Source organism: Paraburkholderia unamae (assembly GCF_003268775.1).
Lineage (GTDB): Bacteria > Pseudomonadota > Gammaproteobacteria > Burkholderiales > Burkholderiaceae > Paraburkholderia > Paraburkholderia unamae.
In genome coordinates this window covers 109,798-125,534 of record NZ_QLSU01000012.1, presented here as the reverse complement: position 1 = coordinate 125,534, position 15,737 = coordinate 109,798, and the positions used below count along the sequence as shown (strand labels likewise).

Annotated in this window: 14 protein-coding genes; 8 read left to right on the top strand and 6 right to left on the bottom strand. The window is 66.7% G+C overall.

What is annotated here, in order from left to right; genetic code table 11:
• Positions 1–17: 17 nt before the first annotated feature.
• Entirely contained in the window at positions 18–1,007 is a 990-nt protein-coding gene (locus C7401_RS20915) for a metal ABC transporter solute-binding protein (RefSeq protein WP_112173301.1), read from the bottom strand.
• A 332-nt stretch (positions 1,008–1,339) separates the two neighbouring features.
• Between C7401_RS20915 and C7401_RS20910 the strand changes: the two genes are divergently transcribed.
• The 6 genes from C7401_RS20910 to C7401_RS20885 all read left to right on the top strand — a co-directional run bounded on the left by C7401_RS20910 (position 1,340) and on the right by C7401_RS20885 (position 7,345).
• Positions 1,340–2,143, top strand: coding sequence for an L-iditol 2-dehydrogenase (locus C7401_RS20910; protein WP_258397175.1), 804 nt, complete (start codon positions 1,340–1,342; stop codon positions 2,141–2,143).
• A 62-nt stretch (positions 2,144–2,205) separates the two neighbouring features.
• Positions 2,206–3,540, top strand: coding sequence for an ABC transporter substrate-binding protein (locus C7401_RS20905; protein ID WP_112173299.1), 1,335 nt, complete (start codon positions 2,206–2,208; stop codon positions 3,538–3,540).
• 148 nt (positions 3,541–3,688) lie between these two features.
• Positions 3,689–4,633 (top strand): carbohydrate ABC transporter permease, encoded by a 945-nt coding sequence (locus tag C7401_RS20900; protein ID WP_181565642.1) that lies wholly within the window; start codon positions 3,689–3,691, stop codon positions 4,631–4,633.
• A complete protein-coding gene (locus C7401_RS20895) occupies positions 4,630–5,499 on the top strand; it encodes a carbohydrate ABC transporter permease (protein ID WP_112173298.1) in 870 nt (289 codons plus the stop codon). Before C7401_RS20900 ends, C7401_RS20895 begins: the two co-directional genes overlap by 4 nt.
• Before the next feature lie 12 nt (positions 5,500–5,511).
• Positions 5,512–6,198 (top strand): HAD family hydrolase, encoded by a 687-nt coding sequence (locus C7401_RS20890; RefSeq protein WP_258397174.1) that lies wholly within the window; start codon positions 5,512–5,514, stop codon positions 6,196–6,198.
• Between the two features lie 37 nt (positions 6,199–6,235).
• A complete protein-coding gene (locus tag C7401_RS20885) occupies positions 6,236–7,345 on the top strand; it encodes an ABC transporter ATP-binding protein (RefSeq protein ID WP_112173296.1) in 1,110 nt (369 codons plus the stop codon).
• Between the two features lie 132 nt (positions 7,346–7,477).
• Here C7401_RS20885 and C7401_RS20880 read toward each other — a convergent pair whose 3' ends face one another.
• From C7401_RS20880 to dalD, 3 genes are all read right to left on the bottom strand, one after another.
• The gene (locus C7401_RS20880; protein WP_112173295.1) at positions 7,478–8,425 is read right to left on the bottom strand and encodes a sugar-binding transcriptional regulator; all 948 of its coding nucleotides are present in this window, start codon (positions 8,423–8,425) and stop codon (positions 7,478–7,480) included.
• A 44-nt stretch (positions 8,426–8,469) separates the two neighbouring features.
• Entirely contained in the window at positions 8,470–9,951 is a 1,482-nt protein-coding gene (gene xylB, locus C7401_RS20875) for a xylulokinase (RefSeq protein ID WP_112173294.1), read from the bottom strand.
• Positions 9,952–10,065: 114 nt separating this feature from the next.
• Positions 10,066–11,472: a D-arabinitol 4-dehydrogenase gene (gene dalD / locus C7401_RS20870; protein ID WP_112173293.1), complete on the bottom strand. Its 1,407-nt coding sequence runs from the start codon at positions 11,470–11,472 to the stop codon at positions 10,066–10,068.
• A 289-nt stretch (positions 11,473–11,761) separates the two neighbouring features.
• On the opposite strand from dalD, the gene C7401_RS20865 reads away from it, so the two are divergent.
• Together C7401_RS20865 and C7401_RS20860 are read left to right on the top strand one after the other, a co-directional pair.
• On the top strand, positions 11,762–12,028 hold the full coding sequence (locus C7401_RS20865; RefSeq protein WP_112173292.1) for a YlcI/YnfO family protein: 267 nt from the start codon (positions 11,762–11,764) through the stop codon (positions 12,026–12,028).
• Complete coding sequence (locus tag C7401_RS20860; RefSeq protein WP_112173291.1) at positions 12,025–12,366, top strand: type II toxin-antitoxin system RelE/ParE family toxin; 342 nt, start codon at positions 12,025–12,027, stop codon at positions 12,364–12,366. The genes C7401_RS20865 and C7401_RS20860 overlap by 4 nt, the downstream gene beginning before the upstream one ends.
• Before the next feature lie 29 nt (positions 12,367–12,395).
• Here C7401_RS20860 and miaA read toward each other — a convergent pair whose 3' ends face one another.
• Both miaA and mutL read right to left on the bottom strand, forming a co-directional pair.
• Positions 12,396–13,382, bottom strand: a complete 987-nt coding sequence (gene miaA / locus C7401_RS20855) for a tRNA (adenosine(37)-N6)-dimethylallyltransferase MiaA (RefSeq protein WP_112173290.1) — start codon at positions 13,380–13,382, stop codon at positions 12,396–12,398.
• On the bottom strand, positions 13,379–15,538 hold the full coding sequence (mutL, locus tag C7401_RS20850; RefSeq protein ID WP_112173289.1) for a DNA mismatch repair endonuclease MutL: 2,160 nt from the start codon (positions 15,536–15,538) through the stop codon (positions 13,379–13,381). Before mutL ends, miaA begins: the two co-directional genes overlap by 4 nt.
• Positions 15,539–15,737 lie beyond the last annotated feature (199 nt).

The following is a 15,737-nucleotide window of genomic DNA, read 5'->3' as shown; positions in this document are numbered from 1 at the left end:
GTCCTTGCTGAATACGATTAATGTTGATTCTGCGCGCTCGCGGCGAGCGCTTTGTCGAGCGCTTCGAGCTGGGCGAGCATCCATTGCTGGAAGTTCACGCCGGCCGGCTGCGTTTCGGTCACGCTCACCGACGGCACCTTCGACTGCTTCGCCAGCGCCAGCATGCGCCGCGTGAGCGCTTCGGTCGCCTGGCTGTTGTAGATCAGCACGCGCACGCGGCGCTCGCGCAGGTCGCGCTCGAACGCGGCGATGTCCGAAGCGCTCGCCTCGGTGTCGTTCATCGCCGCGAGCTGGAAGCGCTGGTTGCGCATATCGAGGCCAATGGCGTCCGACATGTAGCCGAACACCGGCTCCGTAGCCGTGACCGGCTGGCCCTGGTAGTGCGCGCGCAGCGCCGCGACCTTGGCGTCGACCGGTTGCAGCGAGGCGAGGAACGTCGCCAGGTTGGCATCGTACACGCTCTTGTGCGCCGGGTCCGCTGCGCCGAGCGCCATGCTCACGGCGCGCGCCACGGCGGGCATGGTTTTCGGGTCGTACCAGAGGTGCGGATTGTCGCCCGCTTTCTTGCCGACGAGGTCCGCCGCGACGATCGTCGCGCGGTCGTTGCCGTTTTTGCCCGCGCCCGTTGCGCTGAGCAGCTTGGTCATCCACGGGTCGTAGTCGGCGCCGTTATAGACCACTACGCGCGCGTTCTGGAGCGCGCGGGCCGTTTTCGGGCTCGCCTCGAAAAGATGCGGGTCCTGATCGGGGTTGCTGAGGATGCTCGTGACGTCCACATAGCTGCCGCCGATCTGCTTGACGACGTCGCCATAGAAGTTCTCGGCGGCGACCACCGGAATCGCGGCACTGCCCGCCTGCGCCGCCAGGGCCGCGCTCGCGCCGCCGAGCGCCGTGCCCAGCGCGAGGGCGAGCCCTGCCGCGAGCCGCGCGAGCGCGGGGGTAACGCGCGTTAGCGCGCCCGTAGTGGCGGGGCGTTGGGGGCAATTCGCGCGGGTGAACGTCAGCATGGTTCTATCCTTGTTTATAGCGGAATCTGAAAGAGGCGCGGGAGCGTCGGCGTCGCGAAGGCGAGATGATATAACGTATCACTTCGCTTGGCGAGTGAGCTCGCCGTCCGGCCAAGGGGGCCGGGTCCCCATGCCACGCCCCGCGAGGGCTTGCGCGCCGCACCATCGAAATGTCGGGCAATCGCGTTCGTTCGCCTTGACAGGCTCCGACTCGTATCCGATCATTCGATCAACGAAAGAGCAAATGCTCACATGTCGGGCGATCGCCCAGATGCACTTCACCAAGGTGTTTTTCTGGCGCGCCCCACACGAATGAAACTGGAGACAAACCTGTGGCACATTCCGCGACCCCGGCGGCAGGACGTTTGCAGGACAAGGTAGCCGTGCTCACCGGCGCGGCGAGCGGCATTGGCGAGGCGGTCGCGCAGCGCTATCTCGACGAAGGCGCGCGCTGCGTGCTCGTCGACGTGAAGGCCGCCGGATCCATCGCGCCCACGCTGGCCGCCGCGTACCCCGAGCGCGTGCTGGCAGTGAGCGCGGACGTCACGCGACGCGAGGACATCGATCGCATCGTGCTCAGCGCGGTCGAACGCTTTGGCCGCATCGACATTCTCTTCAACAACGCGGCGCTGTTCGACATGCGCCCGCTTCTCGACGAATCCTGGGACATTTACGACCGCCTCTTCGCGGTGAACGTGAAGGGCATGTTCTTCCTCATGCAGGCCGTGGCGCGGCGCATGGTCGAACAAGGGCAGGGCGGCAAGATCATCAACATGTCCTCGCAGGCGGGCCGCCGCGGCGAGGCACTCGTTTCGCACTACTGCGCAACCAAGGCTGCGGTGCTGAGCTACACGCAGTCGGCGGCGCTCGCGCTCGCGCCGCATCGCATCAACGTGAACGGCATCGCGCCGGGCGTGGTCGACACGCCAATGTGGGAGCAGGTCGACGCGCTCTTCGCACGCTACGAACATCGTCCGCTGGGCGAGAAAAAGCGCCTCGTGGGCGAGGCCGTGCCGCTCGGGCGCATGGGTCTGCCCGAGGATCTCACGGGCGCCGCGCTCTTTCTCGCGTCCGCCGACGCCGACTACATCACCGCGCAGACACTCAACGTCGACGGCGGAAACTGGATGAGCTGACCCTTCCCGCAGCCCTTGCACAACGCAATACGACATAACGCAACGAACAAGGAGACAACGTCATGAAGCCAGCAATGAAGACCGCAGCAAAGTGCATAGGTCGAGCGGTGAGTGCCGGCGCACTCGTCGCCGCGGCGAGCGCCGCTCACGCGCAGACCGTCACGATCGCCATGTTGAACAACCCGGACATGATCGAGCTGAAGAAGCTCTCGCCGGCCTTCGAGAAGGCCAATCCGGGCATCAAGCTGAACTGGGTGATTCTGGAAGAAAACGTGCTGCGCCAGCGCGCGACCACCGACATCACGACCAACAGCGGCCAGTTCGACGTGATGATGATCGGCACCTACGAGGCGCCGCAATGGGGCAAGCGCGGCTGGATCGTGCCGATGACGAACCTGCCCGCGAGCTATGACATCGACGATGTGGTGAAGACCGCGCGCGACGGCCTCTCGTACAACGGCACGCTTTATGCGCTGCCGTTCTACGTGGAAAGCTCGATGACGTATTACCGCAAGGATCTGTTCGACAAGAAGGGCCTCAAGATGCCCGAACAGCCCACCTATGACCAGATCAAGGACTTCGCCGACAAGCTCACCGACAAGTCCGCCGGCACCTACGGCATCTGCCTGCGCGGCAAGGCCGGCTGGGGCGAGAACATGGCGTACGTGACGACGGTTGCGAACACCTTCGGCGGCCGCTGGTTCGACGAGAAGTGGCATGCGCAGCTCACCTCGCCCGAGTGGAAGAAGGCGGTGAACTTCTACGTGGATATGCTGAAGAAGGATGGCCCTCCGGGAGCGAGCTCGAACGGCTTCAACGAAAACCTCACGCTGATGTCCTCGGGCAAGTGCGCGATGTGGATCGACGCGACGGTGGCCGCCGGCATTCTCTACAACAAGCAGCAGTCGCAGGTGGCCGACAAGATCGGTTTCGCGGCCGCGCCGACGCAGGTCACGCCGAATGGCGCGCACTGGCTGTGGTCGTGGGCGCTCGCGGTGCCGAAGTCGTCGAAGTCGCAGGACGCCGCGAAGAAGTTCATCGAATGGGCCACGTCGAAGGAATACGTCCAGATGGTCGCGCAGGACGAGGGCTGGGCTTCGGTGCCGTCGGGCACGCGTATTTCGACGTACCAGAATCCCGAGTACAAGAAGGCCGCGCCGTTCTCGGACTTCGTGCTCAAGGCGATCCAGACCGCCGATCCGAATCACCCGACCGCGAAGCCGGTGCCGTACACGGGTATCCAGTTCGTCGGGATTCCTGAATTCCAGTCGTTCGGTACGGTCGTGGGCCAGAGCATTGCAGGTGCCGTGGCCGGGCAGATGAGCGTCGATCAGGCGCTGGCCGCGGGCAATGCCGCCGCCGACCGCGCCGTGGCGCAGGCCGGGTACCAGAAGTAAGGGCAGCAAACGTAGCCACGCTGCGATGTTCCCGCAGCAAGCGTAGTGCCGCGAGCGCGCGCCGGGCCACCCGGCGCGGCGCGCCCCCTCGCGAAGCCGATGTCGCGCCGTGCCACGAGCCGGCGCGCAACCGAGAAGGGTGGTCCTCATGCGTCATCTCCATCTCCCCATGCCTATATTCAATCGAGCGCGTACGCCGCAGAAACCGCAGCAGGTCGAGACACGCCGCTCGGCGTCACGCTGGCTCGTGACGCCGTCCGTCGCGGTGCTGCTGCTGTGGATGACGATTCCGCTCGCGATGACGATCTGGTATTCGTTCACGCGATACAACCTGCTGAATCCGGACCTGAAGGGTTTCGCGGGCTTCGACAACTACAAGTTCCTTGCCACCGACCCCTCGTTCGTGCCGTCGATCGTGCACACCATCGAGCTGATCGTGGCGGTGCTCGTGATCACCGTGGTGGGCGGCGTGCTGATGGCGGTGCTGTTCGACCGCAAGTTCATCGGCCAGGGCGTGGCGCGCCTGTTCGCGATCGCGCCGTTCTTCGTGATGCCCACGGTGAGCGCGCTGATCTGGAAGAACATGATCCTGCACCCCGTGTACGGGCTCGTGGCCATCGCCATGCGTTCGATGGGCATGACGCCCATCGACTGGTTCGCCGTGTATCCGCTCACGGCGGTCATCATGATCGTGGCGTGGCAGTGGCTGCCGTTCGCGTTCCTCATTCTCTTCACGGCGATCCAGTCGCTCGACCAGGAGCAGAAGGAAGCCGCGAAGATCGACGGCGCGGGCCCGATCGCCTTGTTCTTCTACATCACGCTGCCACACCTGCGGCGCGCGATTGCCGTTGTCGTGATGATGGAAACCATTTTCCTGCTGTCGATCTTCGCCGAGATCTACACGACCACGGGCGGCGGTCCCGGCAACGCGACCACCAACCTCACTTACCTGATCTACTCGATGGGCCTGCAACAGTTCGACGTGGGCATCGCCTCGGCTGGCGGCATTCTCGCCGTCGTGCTCGCGAACATCGTGTCGTTCTTCCTCGTGCGCATGCTCGCGCGCAACCTCAAAGGGGAGTACGAAAAATGAGCCAGATTACCGCTACGCCCGCGCCATCGCCCCACGCGGTCAACCGTTCGTCGCCGCTCCAGTTCATCGGCCGCGTGCTGCCGGGGCTGCTTGCCTGGCTCATCGCGCTCGCGCTGTTCTTCCCGATCTTCTGGATGACGATCACGGCGTTCAAGACCGAGCAACAGGCCTATATTCCGACGATCTTCTTCCTGCCGACGCTTGACAGCTTCCGCGAGGTGTTCGCGCGCAGCAACTACTTCTCGTTCGCGTGGAACTCGGTGCTGATCTCGGCCGGCGTGACCGTCGTCTGCCTGCTTCTTGCCGTGCCCGCCGCATACGCGATGGCGTTCTTCCCGACCCAGCGCACGCAGAAGGTCCTGCTGTGGATGCTCTCCACGAAGATGATGCCGTCGGTGGGCGTGCTCGTGCCGATCTACCTGCTGTGGAAGAACACCGGGCTGCTCGACACCGTGTCCGGTTTGATCATCGTCTATACGCTCATCAACCTGCCCATTGCGGTGTGGATGACTTTCACGTATTTCAATGAGATTCCGCGCGACATTCTCGAAGCCGGACGCATGGACGGCGCGGCCACGTGGCAGGAAATCGTCTATCTGCTCATGCCGATGGCGGTGCCAGGGCTCGCTTCCACCGCGCTGCTGCTGATTATTCTTTCGTGGAACGAAGCATTCTGGAGCATCAATCTGTCCAGCTCCAACGCTGCGCCGCTTACTGTGTTCATCGCCTCGTATTCGAGTCCCGAGGGGCTGTTCTGGGCGAAGCTCTCCGCGGCGTCACTGCTCGCGGTGGCGCCGGTGCTGATCGTCGGCTGGCTTTCGCAGAAGCAACTGGTGCGCGGCCTCACCTTCGGGGCGGTCAAGTAAATGGACAAGGCAATGCCCATTCAAGCCCTGATCTGCGACTGCGACGGCGTGCTGATCGACAGCGAAGCCGTGGCGGCCCGTGTGCTGGTGCGCGAACTCGAAGCACGCTGGCCAGGAGTCGACGCGGCGCCCGTGGTGATGCCGCTGCTCGGCCAGCGTATCGAGCGCGTGCTGGGCGGCGCGGGCGAGGCGCTCGGGCGCAGCCTGAGCGCCGCCGATGTCGACGCGATCCGCACGGTGGCCGAAGCCGAGGCACGTGAGGCGCCGCTCTTTCCGGGCGTCGTGGCCGCGCTGCAAGCGGTGACGCTCACCAAGGCCTGCGCGAGCAACAGCTACACGGCCGTGGTGCGCGAGGTGCTCGCGCGCAATGGACTCGATCGCTTCTTCGGCGCGCGCGTGTATTGCGCCGATATCGTCGCGCGGCCGAAGCCCGCGCCCGACGTCTATCTCGCCGCGGCGCAAGGCATGGGCGTGACGCCCGCCGCGTGCCTCGTGGTGGAGGACAGCGTGACGGGCGTGAGCGCGGCGCGCGCGGCGGGCATGACGGTGCTCGGCTTCGTGGGCGGCACGCACGTGGGCGGCGACGCGCACGCGCACGAGCTGCGCGAAGCGGGCGCAATCGAAATCTTCGACGACATGACGACGCTGCCCGCACGGGTGGCGCAACGAATCAACCAGGCGGATGCGCGTTCGTATTGAGCGATATCGGGCAATTCCGCGGCAACGGAGACACATCATGGCAAGCGTGATCCTCAGAGACGTACTGAAGCGCTACGACGACAACGAAGTGCTGCGCGACGTGAACCTCGACATCGGCGACGGCGAGTTCGTGGTGTTCGTGGGCCCGAGCGGCTGCGGCAAGACCACGCTCATGCGCATGATCGCGGGGCTGGAGGACATCAGCGGCGGCGATTTGATGATCGATGGCACGCGCATGAACGACGTGCCCCCGGCCAAGCGCGGCATTGCGATGGTGTTCCAGTCGTACGCGCTGTATCCGCACATGACGCTCTATGACAACATGGCGTTTGGCCTGAAGCTCGCGGGCGCGAAGAAGCCCGAGATCGACGCGGCCGTGAAGAACGCCGCGAAGATCCTGCACATCGACCATCTGCTCGACCGCAAGCCCAAGCAGCTTTCGGGCGGCCAGCGGCAGCGTGTGGCGATTGGGCGCGCGATCACGCGCAAGCCGAAAGTGTTCCTGTTCGACGAGCCGCTCTCGAATCTCGACGCCGCGCTGCGCGTGAAGATGCGTCTGGAATTCGCGCGCCTGCACGACGAGCTCAAGACGACGATGATTTACGTGACCCACGACCAGGTCGAGGCGATGACGCTGGCGGACAAGATCGTCGTACTTTCGGCGGGCAATGTCGAACAGGTTGGCAGTCCGAATCGTCTTTATCACGCGCCGGCGAACCGGTTCGTCGCGGGCTTCATCGGCTCGCCGAAGATGAACTTCCTCGACGGCACGGTGCAGCAGGTCGGCAGCGACGGCATTGTCGTGCGCTACGAAACGGGCGATACGCAGAAGGTGGCGGTCGAGCCTGGCAATGCGCGCGAAGGCGACAAGGTGACGGTGGGCATCCGCCCCGAGCACCTGCACATCATGACGGGCGCGGAAGGCGTGAGCGCGAAGGCGATGGCGGTCGAGTCGCTCGGCGACGCCGCTTATCTCTACGCCGAATGCGCGGTTGCGCCCGAGGGCCTGATCGCGCGCATTCCGCCGCTGGAGCAGCACCAGCGCGGCGAGGCGTTGAAAGTCGGCTCGACGCCCGATCATTGCCATCTCTTCAATGCGGACGGTCTCGCGTTCGAGCGTCGCTTCGCGCAGCAACTGGCTGCGTGATTTCACTGGCTTGCCGGACGCACCGCCTCGCTGGCTGAGGCGGTGTACTGTGTGGCGAGGTACCTGAGGTTGCCTTTGATAGCCCGCTTCGTGCGGGCTTTTTTTGTCTTCGGCGTATAGAGGCGGGAGGCGTTAGCGTGCGAGCGCGGCGCGCGCGCACAGCTCATCGGTCACGAGCCCGGAGAGCCAGCCGCCGTTGAGCGCCGCGATCACCGCATCGCGCTTGCGCGCGCCGCCGGCAAAGCCGATGGTCGGGCGGCGCGGCGGCGAATCGAGGTACACGCTCGTCACGCGGCGGCCGGTGGGCGAATCCACGCGCTTGCCGGCCGCGTCGATCGGCAGGCCGAGCATCTCGGCCACTGCGCCCTGATTCATCAGCTCGCGCACTTCGTCGGACGTGATGAAGCCGTCCTCATGCAGCGGGCAATGCTCGCCGATATTGCCGATGCCCACGAACGCGACATCGGCCTCGCCCGAGAGCGATTCGACGATGCGATAGAGCCGGTGATTGCACCATTGGGCGCGCTCGGCCTCGTTGTCGGCGATGAGCGGCGCGGGCAGCAGGAAATGCTTGCCACCGGTCTTCTCGGAGATATGCAGCGCGACGTCGTAGCGATTCGACGAGCCGTCCTGCGCGATCGCGCCCACCATCGAAACCAGCCGGTGCTGCGGCCGCTCCAGTTGCGCGATCTGATCGACGGCGGCCTTGAGCGTGCGGCCGCTGCTCACGGCCACCACCATCGGCCGCTCTTCGGTGAGGTAGCGCTCCATCACCTGTGCGCCCGCCACCGCGAGCTTGCGGTCGATCTCCTCGGGCGTGTCGTTGTCCACCGGCACCACTTCGCAGACCGAAAGGCCGTAGCGTTTCGACAGCGCATCGGCGAGCGCGAGGCAGTCGGCGAGCCGGTGATCGACGCGCACGCGAATGAGATTCTTCTCGACCGCGAATGCGACGAGGCGCTGCGCGACCGGACGCGACACCTGGAGTTTCTCGGCGATTTCGTTCTGGGTGTTGCCGGCCACGTAGTAGAGCCAGGCGGCGCGGGTCGCGAGATCGAGTTTTTCGGTGGACTTGGGCACGGTGGTGGTCGAGGCTGGATCGGGGCCGAAGTGTACTGCACACCTTACGCGAGGCGTTCGCGCGAGGGCTCGAAGAGTGGGCGTACGTGGCGGTACAGCGCGCGGTAGGCCGTGAGCCGCTCGCGCAGCGCCGCGTGGCGCGTGGCGTTCGGCGTGTACTCGGCCACGACTGGGGGCTTGGTCAGCACTTCGCGCGCGTCGCCGCCCGCTGCCAGCCAGCCCAGCCGCGCCGCGCCGAGCGCCGCGCCCGTCTCGCCGCCGCCGTGCTGGCGCGTGGGCGTGTTGAATGCGTCCGCAACGAGTTGCGCCCAGTAGCCGCTGCGCGCGCCGCCGCCCAGCATCGAGAGCGCGCCCACTTCGGTGCCTGCGGCCGCGAGCGCGTCGAGCCCGTCGGTGAGCGCGAGCGTCACGCCTTCGAGCACGGCGTAGCCGAGCAGCGCGCGATCGGTCGCGTGCGTCATGCCGAAGAACACGCCTTGTGCGTACGGGTCGTTGTGCGGCGTGCGCTCGCCCGAGAGATACGGCAGGAAGAGCGGGGCTTCGTTGAGCGTTTGCGGACTGAGTTGTTCGACTTCGGCGAGCAGCGTGGGCTCGTTCGTGCCCGTGAGCTTGCAGACCCAGCGCAGGCAGCTTGCCGCTGAGAGCACGACGCTCATCTGGTGCCAGCGGTCCGGAATCGCGTGGCAGAACGCATGCACGGCGGAAGCCGGGTTGGGCCGGAAGCGGTCGCCCACCACGCAGAGCACGCCCGAGGTACCGAGCGAGACGAAGCCGTCGCCGGGCTGCGTCGCGCCGATGCCTATGGCACTGGTCGCGTTGTCGCCGCCGCCCGCCGCCACGATCACGTCCTCGCGCAGGCCGAATTCGCGCGCAATCGCGGGCAGGAGCGTGCCCGAGGGCGCGCTGCCTTCGGCGAGCGCGGGCATTTGCGCACGTGTCATGTTGCAGGCGTCGAGCAACGCGTCGGACCAGTCGCGCCTGGCCACGTCGAGCCAGAGCGTGCCCGCCGCATCGGAGGGATCGGAGACCTTGCCGCCGGTGAGTTGCAGGCGCAAATAGTCCTTCGGCAGAAGCACGCAGGCCGTTTCGCGAAAGATCTTCGGCTCGTGGCGCGCGACCCATAGCAGCTTGGGCGCGGTGAAGCCCGGCATGGCGAGATTGCCCGCAATGCGATGCAACTGCGGTGCACGCGCGGTGAGTTCGGCGCACTCGTCCACGGCGCGCATGTCGTTCCAGAGGATCGCCGGGCGCAGGACGTTGTCGCGGGCGTCGAGCAGCACGGCGCCGTGCATCTGCCCGGAAAGGCCGATGCCGCGCACCTGCCCGAATTCCTGCGGATGGGCTTCGCGCAGCGCGGCGAGCGCGCGGCGCGTGCCGTCCCACCAGTCGGCGGGATTCTGCTCGGACCAGCGCGGGTGAGGGCGCGAGACGACGAAAGGCGTGCCGGCCGTGCCGATCACGCGGCCGTCGGGCGCGAGCAGCAGGACTTTCACTTCGGAGGTGCCGAGGTCGATGCCGAGATACATAGGCGCGCTGAAGTCTTGATGAGAGTTGCGCTACTTTAGCCGCGCACCGGACGCGACGCCATGCGCGCCGACCCGGAGCGCGCGCATGGCGCGGGGTTCAGGTGTGGCCGGTATTCAAGCGCTGCAACCGCGTGAGGCAAGCCACTGGTCGACGCGCGTGAGCGCGCCGCGCACGGCGCTGCCCAGCGTCGGGTTGCCGGCCAGGCCGCCCCATAGCAGTTTGTCGCCGAGAAACGTCGAGACGGGGTCGCCGCTGTCGAACATGCGGTGCACGGCGGCTTCGTCCATCACGCCGTCCTGGTAGCGGTAGGGCAGCGTGCCCTTATGCCAGCGTTCGAGAAAGCGCAGGAACAGCGCGGGCAGTATGGCCGTGGCGGCGGGCGTCGCGCCGGCGGCGATGCGTTGCGCGAGCGTCGGTGCGATGAAGCCGGGGATCTTCGAGTAGCCGTCGGCGGCCACGCGCTGGTTCGTGTCCTGGATGTACGGATTGCTGAAGCGCTCCAGCACGACGTCGCGATACTTCGCGAGATCGAGCGGGCTGGGCGTGAGGCAGGGGATCACGTCCTCGCTCACGTACTCGCGCGCGAAGGTGCGGATATCGGCATCCTGGGTGCCTTCGTGGATGAAGTCGAGCCCGACGAGCGTGCCCGCCCAGGCGATGCAGCTATGCGTGGCGTTGAGGATGCGGATCTTCGCTTCCTCGTAGGGCATGACCGATTCGACCATTTCCGCGCCCGCGCGCTCCCAGGCGGGCCGCCCCGCGCAGAAGTGATCCTCGATCACCCACTGGATGAACGCCTCGCCCATCACGGGGCACGCGTCGTCCACGCCGGTTGCGGCTTTCACGCGCTCGCGCACGTCGGGCGTGGGGCGCGGCGTGATGCGGTCGACCATGGAGTCGGGGCAGGCCGTGTTCGCGTCGAACCAGTCGCGCAGGTCCGTTGCGCCGCGCAGCGCAAGAAACTCGCGCATGCCCGCGTGAAAGCGCTTGCCGTTGCTGCGCAGGTTATCGCACGTTTGCAGTGTGACGGGGCCGCCGTTGCACGCCATGCGCGCTTCGAGAATCGCGGCGAGCGCGCCGTAGATCGTCGTGCGGCCGCCCTTGAGATCGGCGGCGAGGTCGGGATTCGCGGTGTCGAGGCGGTCGTGCTCGTCGAGGTAGTAGCCGCCTTCGGTCACCGTGAAGGCGATGATCTTGCAGTCGGCGTCCGCGCCCGCGTCGACCAGACTCGCGAGATCGGCGGACCACGGCAGCACGCGTGTGATCGAGTGAATCTCCTCGTATGCGCGCTCGCCCTGCGGCGTCACCGTTTCGAGCATGTAGGCGCCGTTCTGCGCGGCGAGCGCGTCCATCACGGCGTTCATGTCGGAGCGGATATTGCCGACGGTGAGCGACCAGGCGGCCTCGCCGGGCTTGCGCGTGAGGTTCACGCGATGCAGATACCACGCCTGATGCGCCCGGTGAAACGACCCGGCGCCGATGTGCAGGATCACGTTCGCATGGCTGCGTTCGGTGTTCATTCGGTGTCTCCTTACTCAAAGCGGCCGCCAGGCTCATGTCTGAGCAATTGCTCTATTGTTGAACGAATGATCGTATCCGGTCGATCGAAAGTCAAGCGGAGGGCGGTGGTTTTCGGTGGCGCGGTGCGATGGGGGGCGACTCATGCGTCGTGAAAGGACGCAGCCGTCTCGGGGCTGGGAACGAATGTTGTGATGCACAAAGAGTGTGGCGCCGCGTGTAACCATTGGCCGAATGGTTCAAGCGCCGCGTGCTACTATCTGCATTACATTTGCGATGCAAGGAGAGGCAATGAAGACCGCCACCATGCCCCCGCTGCGCGTTGACCCCGAACTGCGGCAAGCTGCGGAAGACGTGCTGCACGAAAACGAGTCGCTCTCCTCGTTCATGGAGGCCGCACTGCGCGAAGGCGTTGCGCGCCGCCGTCTACAGCGCGAGTTCGTTGCGCGAGGGCTGGACTCGCGTGAACAGGCGCGGCGGGACAACGATTATTTCGCTGCCGACAACGTGCACGCCGAACTGGAGGCGATGCTGCACGCGAAGCGGAAAGATAAATGAGTTTTCGCGTTCGCTACACACGCGGTGCGCGCGACGACCTCAAAAGGCTCTACGGTTTTTTGCTCGAGTACGACGTCGAGGCTGCGGCTCGTGCGCTCGACGCCATACGCCGGGCCACGGAACTGCTTGCGAGCTTCCCGTTCACGTGCCGCAAGGTCGATGACGCTAATCCCTTTCTGCGCGAGCTGGTGATTTCCTTCGGCAACGCCGGCTATGTCGCGCTGTTCGAAATCGAGGGCGCAAAGCGGGACGAGACCCCGGCCCCCGCGCCGCACGATACGGTTCAGCACGTCACGATCCTCGCCGTTCGGCATCAGCGCGAAGACGACTACCACTGACGGCTTTCGCCTTAGCCGCCGATCCGATCCTATGCGGGCGGCAATGCGCGCTCGACCGCCGCGACCGCCTGCACGGTCGCATCCGCCGCGCAGCAATCCACGACGATGCGCTCCGGCATCGCGCGCAGCCATGTGAGCTGGCGCTTGCAGAGCTGGCGCGTGGCGAATACGCCTTTATCGCGCATGGTGTCGTAATCGACTTCGCCGTCGAGGTATTCCCACACCTGGCGATAGCCCACGCAGCGCATGGACGGCAGGTTGGGGTTGAGATCGCCGCGCGCGCGCAGCGCCTTCACCTCGTCGATCAGACCGCCCGCGAGCATCGCGTCGAAGCGCGCTTCGATGCGCGCGTGCAGCACGCCGCGATCCGACGGTTCGAGCGCGATGGGCACGAAGCGGTAGCGTGCGGCTTCGTCTTCGCGCGTGGAGGGCGTGGCGAGCAGCACCGACATCGGCTGCCCGCTCAGCATGAAGATTTCGAGCGCGCGCTGGATGCGTTGCGAATCGTTCGGCGCAAGACGCGCCGCCGTGGCGGGATCGACCTGGGCCAGGCGCGCATGCATGGCGGGCCAGCCGTCGTGTGCGGCATCGGCGTCGAGTTGCGCGCGTACGGCCGGGTCGGCCGAAGGCAGGTCGTTCAGGCCTTGCGTGAGCGCCTTGTAGTAGAGCATCGTGCCGCCCACCAGCAGCGGGACGTTCCCGCGCGCGACGATCTCGCCCGTCACGCGCAGTGCGTCGGCGCGAAAGTCGGCGGCGGAATAAGCGTCCACGGGATCGACGATGTCGATCAGGTGATGCGCGACGGCCGCGCGTTCGGCGGCGCTCGGCTTGGCCGTGCCGATGTCCATCTCGCGATAGACGAGCGCCGAATCGATGCTCACGATTTCGACCGTGCGCCCGCGCGCCGCCGACTGCGCGGCATAGGCGAGCGCGGCCGCTGTCTTGCCCGACGCCGTCGGCCCGAGCAGGCACGCGACGGGCAGCGCGCCGGTTTCGTGTTTCGTGGACTGCGTCATTGACCGCGCATGAAAAGCCGATCGAGATCGGCGAGCGTGAGCTGGTACCAGGTCGGCCGGCCGTGATTGCACTGGTCGGCGCGCTCGGTGACTTCCATCTGGCGCAGCAGCGCGTTCATCTCGTCGAGCGTGAGCCGCCGGTTCGCGCGCACCGCGTGGTGGCAGGCGAGCGTGCCGAGCATTTCGTGCTGGCGCTCGGTCAGCACGCGCGAGCCGCCGTACTCGTGCAGGTCGGCGAGCACGGCGCGCGCGAGCGCCTGGAGGTCGGCGTCCTTGAGGAGCGCGGGCACGGCGCGGATCGCGATCGAGGTGGGGGAGAGCACGGCCAGGTCAAAGCCCAGCGCTTCGAGCGTCGCTTTCTCTTCCTCGACGGTGCCGGTCTCGACGGGGTCGGCCGTCATCGAAATCGGGATCAGCAAGGGTTGCACGGCGAGCGAACGGTCGGCGAGCGCCTGCTTGAACTGCTCGTACAGGATGCGTTCGTGCGCGGCGTGCATGTCGACGATCACGAGGCCGCGCGCGTTTTGCGCCAGCACGTAGATGCCGTGCACCTGGCCGAGCGCGAAGCCGAGCGGGTGATCGTCGCCGGCATCGAAGGCGGGCGGCGGGGCGCTTGCGGCGAATGCCCCGGCTGCGCCGTCCTGCGCCTGCGGCACGGTCGCGCCTTGCGCGGTGCCCGCGCCAACGTCCTTGCGGCCGAACAGCGCGTCGTAGAGCGCGAGCGGCTGTGCAACGGGCAGGCTGCCTTGCTGCATGCGCGACTGGCGCAGCCAGGTGTTGCCTGAGCCCGCACCCGCGCCGCTGCCGCCACCCGCCGGGCTGAAGCCCGACGCGTGCGTACCTGCGCCGCCCGTGCCGCCAAAGCTGCTTGCCACGCTCGCGGTGCCGAACTTGCCTTCCGCGCCGAACGTGCCGCCCGAGCGCGGGAAATCCGTGGCGCCGGAAGCGCCCGCAGTGCCGGATCCACCCGATGCACCCGACGTCAGCCCGACCGAACCGCCAAGCACACCGGCGCCCGGCAACGCCCGCGGCTCGATGAGCGCGGCGTGTCCGCCCGAGGTCGTTTCCGGCGAAGCGCCCGCATGGCGCGCCAGCGCGCGCTGCACGGCATGGAACACGAACTGGTGAATCGAGCGCGAGTCGCGAAAACGCACTTCGATCTTCGAGGGATGCACGTTCACGTCGACGGCCTCGGGCGGCAGGTCGAGGAACAGCACGTACGACGGATAGCGGTCGCCGTGCAGCACGTCCTCATAGGCCGCGCGCACCGCATGCGTGAGCAGCTTGTCGCGCACGAAGCGACCGTTCACGAAGAAGTACTGCTGGTCGGCGCGATTGCGGCTCGCCGTGGGCAGGCCCGCGCAGCCGTACACGGCGAGCGGTCCCGCGCGCTCGTCGAGCGGCAGGTGCGCCGTGGCGAACACTTCGCCGAGGATCTTCGAGACGCGCGTGGCGGGATCGCTCGCGTTCCAGTGCTCGACCGCGCGCCCGTTGTGCAGCACCGAGATCGCGACGTCCGGGCGCGCCAGCGCGCTGCGGCGGATCATTTCCAGGCAGTGGCCAAGCTCGGTCTGCTCGCTCTTCAGAAACTTGCGGCGTGCGGGCGTATTGAAGTACAGCTCGCGCACTTCGATCGTCGTGCCCTGGCCGCCTGCCGCGGGCGAGATCGAGCCCGTGTGCGCGTCGATTTTCACGGCGTGCGGCGCGTCGGCGCTGCGGCTCGTGATCGACATCTCGGCCACTGAGGCGATCGACGCCAGCGCTTCGCCGCGAAACCCGAGCGTCGCGACGCTCTCCAGCTCGGCGAGCGAGCGGATCTTGCTCGTGGCGTGGCGCATGAGCGCGAGCGGCAACTCGGCTTCGGGAATGCCGCAGCCGTCGTCGGCGATGGAGATGCGCTTCACGCCGCCCTCGTCGAGCAGGATGCGCAGCGTGCTCGCGCCCGCGTCGAGCGCGTTTTCGAGCAGTTCCTTGACGACCGATGCTGGCCGTTCGACCACCTCGCCCGCGGCGATCTGGCTGATGAGCTGGTCGGGCAGGGCCTGGATCGCGCGTGCGGGCCGGGCGGCGCGCGGGGCGGCCGTGTCGCCGCCGGTTTCGGCGGGTGCGCCTGGCGCCTCGGGCGTGGCGCCGATGGGTTCGGAATTCGAAGACATGCGCGCAATTATAACGAGTCGGCGAGCCGCGGCCGCGCGCCCCGGAGACCCGGTCGAAAGCGCCAAAATGCCGCCAGCATGGTGCGCTTTGTGCGCGAATTCACCGAAAATCACGGGAATTTTTCGTGACGCCGGGCACTTTCGGTATGATGGCGCGGTCAATTTTGCTTCTCGCGCAACACTGGGCCGACGCGTCTTT

Bases quoted from the DNA above. Each gene is read 5' to 3' on its own strand.
- C7401_RS20865 (WP_112173292.1), top strand. From the start codon at position 11,762: ATGAAGACCGCCACCATGCCCCCGCTGCGCGTTGACCCCGAACTGCGG.
- mutL (WP_112173289.1), bottom strand. From the start codon at position 15,538: ATGTCTTCGAATTCCGAACCCATCGGCGCCACGCCCGAGGCGCCAGGC.
- xylB (WP_112173294.1), bottom strand. From the start codon at position 9,951: ATGTATCTCGGCATCGACCTCGGCACCTCCGAAGTGAAAGTCCTGCTG.
- C7401_RS20900 (WP_181565642.1), top strand. From the start codon at position 3,689: ATGCGTCATCTCCATCTCCCCATGCCTATATTCAATCGAGCGCGTACG.
- C7401_RS20895 (WP_112173298.1), top strand. From the start codon at position 4,630: ATGAGCCAGATTACCGCTACGCCCGCGCCATCGCCCCACGCGGTCAAC.
- dalD (WP_112173293.1), bottom strand. From the start codon at position 11,472: ATGAACACCGAACGCAGCCATGCGAACGTGATCCTGCACATCGGCGCC.
- C7401_RS20890 (WP_258397174.1), top strand. From the start codon at position 5,512: ATGCCCATTCAAGCCCTGATCTGCGACTGCGACGGCGTGCTGATCGAC.
- C7401_RS20915 (WP_112173301.1), bottom strand. From the start codon at position 1,007: ATGCTGACGTTCACCCGCGCGAATTGCCCCCAACGCCCCGCCACTACG.
- C7401_RS20860 (WP_112173291.1), top strand. From the start codon at position 12,025: ATGAGTTTTCGCGTTCGCTACACACGCGGTGCGCGCGACGACCTCAAA.
- C7401_RS20885 (WP_112173296.1), top strand. From the start codon at position 6,236: ATGGCAAGCGTGATCCTCAGAGACGTACTGAAGCGCTACGACGACAAC.
- miaA (WP_112173290.1), bottom strand. From the start codon at position 13,382: ATGACGCAGTCCACGAAACACGAAACCGGCGCGCTGCCCGTCGCGTGC.
- C7401_RS20905 (WP_112173299.1), top strand. From the start codon at position 2,206: ATGAAGCCAGCAATGAAGACCGCAGCAAAGTGCATAGGTCGAGCGGTG.